The 4,103-nt window shown below is 66.7% G+C and carries 4 protein-coding genes; 2 read left to right on the top strand and 2 right to left on the bottom strand.

The window, feature by feature from the left end:
* On the bottom strand, window positions 1-258 hold a 258-nt coding region (locus JNK68_04405), incomplete at its 3' end, for an acyl-CoA dehydrogenase (protein ID MBL8539594.1).
* 6 nt (window positions 259-264) lie between these two features.
* Complete coding sequence (locus JNK68_04400) at window positions 265-1,500, bottom strand: CoA transferase (GenBank protein MBL8539593.1); 1,236 nt, start codon at window positions 1,498-1,500, stop codon at window positions 265-267.
* An 87-nt stretch (window positions 1,501-1,587) separates the two neighbouring features.
* Here JNK68_04400 and JNK68_04395 point away from each other — a divergent pair, with 87 nt between their 5' ends.
* Both JNK68_04395 and JNK68_04390 read left to right on the top strand, forming a co-directional pair.
* On the top strand, window positions 1,588-2,892 hold the full coding sequence (locus tag JNK68_04395) for a CoA transferase (protein ID MBL8539592.1): 1,305 nt from the start codon (window positions 1,588-1,590) through the stop codon (window positions 2,890-2,892).
* Window positions 2,893-2,902: 10 nt separating this feature from the next.
* Window positions 2,903-4,103 (top strand): CoA transferase (locus tag JNK68_04390; protein ID MBL8539591.1); only part of this gene is annotated, 1,201 nt, incomplete at its 3' end.

Here is a 4,103-nt window from a genome sequence, read left to right as displayed (position 1 = left end):
GCCCGCGAACATGCGGCGCGGCAGATCGATCGGCGGCATGAAGCCGCCGCGCTTGGGATGGCCGTCGGCGCCGAGCCGCGACTGCGGCACCTTCGGCAGGAAATAGAACCAGTGCCAGAGTGGGGGGAGGTGGACACCGCTTGCAAAGCGAGTGCTCGTATCGTCGAAGACCGCCGCTGCCGCCAGCGCTGGGGCAAGCGTGATCGCCTCCTGCGTTTCTTCCGTCTTTCCGATCCAGTCGCGGTAGTCGAGGTTCATCGCGGTCTACCCGAGTTCGATCGGACCGGCCACGACACGCGCATCGCGCAACTCACCGATACGGCCCGACGACATGCCGAGCACGTCGGCCAGAATCTCGTCGGTATGCTCGCCGAGCACGGGCGCGCGCCGCGGCACGTCACGCGCGGCGGCGGCGAACTGCAGCGGTGACCCTGGCACCAGATACGTGCCGATGCCGGGCTGCTCGATCATCGAGAAGAGCGGATTGGCGGTCGAGCAGCGCGCATCCTCGGCCACCATCTGCGCGAAGGTCCGGTACGGTCCCCAGCACACCCCGGTGCCATGAAAAACCTCAGTGATCAAGGCGACGGTGCGCTGCCGGAACCAGGGCGCGAGCACCGCCGTGATCGCCTCCCGTGCCTGGAAGCGCTCACCCTCTTGCGCGAGATCGACCCCGAGCAGCAACCCGAGCGCCGCGAGCTTGTCGGCCAGGCCGGTCGTTTTCGAGAGCTCGTCCCATTGCCGCCGGGTGATTGCAGCCACGTAAACGAAGCGATCGTCCGCGGTCTCGAATTCGCAGCCGTAAGCGCCGTACAGATAATTGCCGGACGAGCGCCGCTCGGTCCCGTTCACCTGCACTTCCGCGATGTAACCGAGATTGCCCGTCATCGCGAACGCCACGTCCGCGAGCGGCAGCTTGACGAGCTGTCCTTCCCCCGTGAGGCGCCGGTGCCGCTCCGCCGCCAGGATGCCGAGCGCCGCAGTCACACCGGCGATTGCGTCCCACGCGGGCAGCACGTGGTTGACCGGGTTCACTGCCGCAACACCGTGCGCAGGGCCAGTCACGAACGGAAAGCCCAGCGCGCAGTTGACTGTGTAATCCACCGCAGAGCTGCCGTCCGGATTGCCAGTCACGTTCATCATGATGAGATCGCTGCGTCGTTCGCGCAGCGCGTCGTACCCGAGCCAGCCGGAGGTGGGAAAATTGGTGAGAAAGATGCCGTTGCCTTCACCGGGCGCCGTTATCAGCGCAGCGATCAGCTCGCGGCCCTCGGCGCTGCGGGTGTCGACTGCGAGCGAACGCTTGCCCTTGTTGAGGCCGGCCCAGTAGAGGCTCTTGCCGCCCGCCGTCACCGGCCAGCGTCGCGCATCGAGCCCGCCTTCGAGCGGATCGAACCGGATCACGTCCGCGCCCTGCTGCGCCAGTGTCATGCCGCACAGCGGCGCCGCGACGAACGCAGCGCCCTCGACGATGCGAAGCCCCTTCAGGATCGCGTTCATTTTCCGCTCCCGGCCTTGGATTTGCGCTATTCTGCCAGCGGAGCGCGTCGCCCGGCTCATCGATGCGGCGCGAACAGGGATTACAAGATGTCAGCCAACGGCAGCGATCAGGGCGCGGTCCCAACTGGGGAGGGGACCGACAACCCCGACACGGCGGCACCCGCGTCCGCACACTCGAACGACGACACCACGAAACCGCTGCCGCTATCAGGCATTCGCGTGATCGATGTCGGCACCTTTCTCGCGGGTCCCTACGCGGCCTCGATCATGGGCGAATACGGGGCCGAGGTGCTCAAGGTCGAGTACCCGATCGGTGGCGATCCCATGCGCCGCTTCGGCACCGCGACCAAGCGCCACGACGCGACGCTCGCGTGGCTCTCGGAAGCGCGCAACAAGAAGTCGGTCACGATCGATCTGCGGCGGCCCAAGGGCGTCGAGCTGTTCGTCAAGCTCGTGTCGAAGTCGGACGTGCTGGTCGAGAACTTCCGCCCCGGCACGATGGAGGAATGGGGCCTCGGCTGGAATGAGCTCTCGGCCGCCAATCCGGGCCTCATCATGCTGCGAGTATCGGGCTACGGGCAGACCGGACCCTACCGCCGCCGCCCCGGTTTCGCCCATCTCGCGCACGGCTTCGGCGGCTTGTCCTACCTCGCCGGATACCCCAACGAGACCCCGGTGGTGCCGGGCATCGCGCCGCTCGGTGACTACATCTCGAGCCTCTACGGCGTCATCGGCATCATGCTCGCGCTGCGCCACAAGGAGAAGACCGGCGAAGGCCAGGTGATCGATGTCGGTATCTACGAGGCGGTGTTCCGGCAGATGGACGAGATGGCAACGGTCTACGGCCTGTATGGCAAGGTACGCGAACGCGAAGGCGCGGGCAGCTTCGTCGCCGTCCCGCACGGTCACTTCCGTACGAAGGACGGTCACTACGTTGCGATCGCCTGCACCAACGACAAGATGTTCGAGCGCTTCGCGCAGGCAATGGAGCGCCCGGAGCTCGCCTCCAGCACGCTCTACGGCGAGCAGCGCAAGCGGCTTGCGGCAAGCGCCGCGGTGATCGCGATCGTCAACGAGTGGGCGGCCGGGCTCACGTGCGACGAGCTGCTCGAACGCTGCATTGCCAAGCAAGTGCCCGTGGGCAAGCTCAACAGCATCGCCGACATCTTCGCCGATCCGCACTTCAGGGCGCGCGGCAATCTGCTCGAGATGGAAGAGGAAGGGCTCGGCAAGGTCGTGATCCCCGGTGTGGTGCCGACACTCTCCGAGACGCCGGGACGAGTGACGAACCTCGGGCCGCGTCTGGGCGAGGCGACCTACGAGGTGATGCGCGAGCTGCTCGAACTCACTGCCCAGGAGATCGCCAGCCTGCGCCAGCAGCGCATCATCTGAGGAAGAGCGCATGGATCACGAATCGTCCGAGAACCTGCCCCTGAGCGGCATCCGTGTCATCGATCTTGCGACCGTGGTCGCCGGGCCTTACGCCGCCGGCATTCTCGGCGAGTTCGGTGCCGAAGTGCTGAAGATCGAGCACCCGGTCGGCGGTGATACCGGCCGCCACTTCGGCACGCCGGGTCCGCGCGGGGACACGCTGGTGTGGGTGAGCGAGGGGCGCAACAAGAAGTCCGTGACCATCGATCTGCACCATGCCGACGGCGTGCAGATGTTCAAGGATCTGATCGCGAAGTCCGACGTGCTGGTCGAAAACTTTCGCCCGGGCACGATGGAAAAATGGGGCATCGGCTGGGACGTGCTGCACGCGGTCAATCCCGGGCTCATCATGCTGCGCGTGTCCGGCTACGGCCAGACGGGTCCGTACAAGGACCGCCCGGGCTTCGCCCGTGTCGCCCACGCGGTGGGCGGGCTCACCTATCTCGCCGGGATGCCCAAGGGCACGCCGGTCACCGCCGGGTCGACCACGCTGGGCGACTATTTCACCGGCCTCTACGGCTGCATTGGCGTGCTGCTCGCGCTGCGCTACAAGGAGAAGACCGGGCGCGGCCAGTACATCGACGCAGCGCTCTACGAATCGGTCTTCCGCTGCACGGACGAGCTGGCGCCTGCCTACGCGATGTACGGCACGGTGCAGGAGCGGCACGGACCACACATGGAAAGCGGCTGCCCCTACGGCCACTTTCCGACGCGCGATGGCAGGTGGGTGGCGATCGCCTGCACGACCGACAAGATGTTCGGACGGCTGGCGGAAGCGATGGGTCGACCGGAGCTTGCTTCGAGCAGCCTGTACGGCGAGCAGAAGGCGCGCATCGCGAGCCGCACCGACGTGAACGAGATCGTGCGCGACTGGTGCGGCTCGATGCCGCGCGATGAGGTGCTCGCACGGTGCAACGCCACCGGCGCGCCCGCCGTGCCACTGAACAACATCGCGGACATCTTCGGCGACCGGCAGTTTCACGCGCGCCGCAATCTCGTCTCGATCGACGACGCCGCGCTCGGCGAGAAGTTGATCGTGCCCAACGTCATTCCGCGGCTTTCGAAGACTCCTGGCCGCATCAAGCATCTCGGGCCGCGGCTCGGCCAGCACACCGACGAGGTGCTGAAGGATCTGCTCGGAATCTCCGACGCGGAGATCGAAGCGCTGCGCG

It is taken from the genome of Betaproteobacteria bacterium (assembly GCA_016791345.1).
Lineage (GTDB): Bacteria > Pseudomonadota > Gammaproteobacteria > Burkholderiales > JAEUMW01 > JAEUMW01.
Note: the sequence above shows the minus strand (reverse complement) of the source record. Positions and strands in the feature narration are given on the sequence as shown.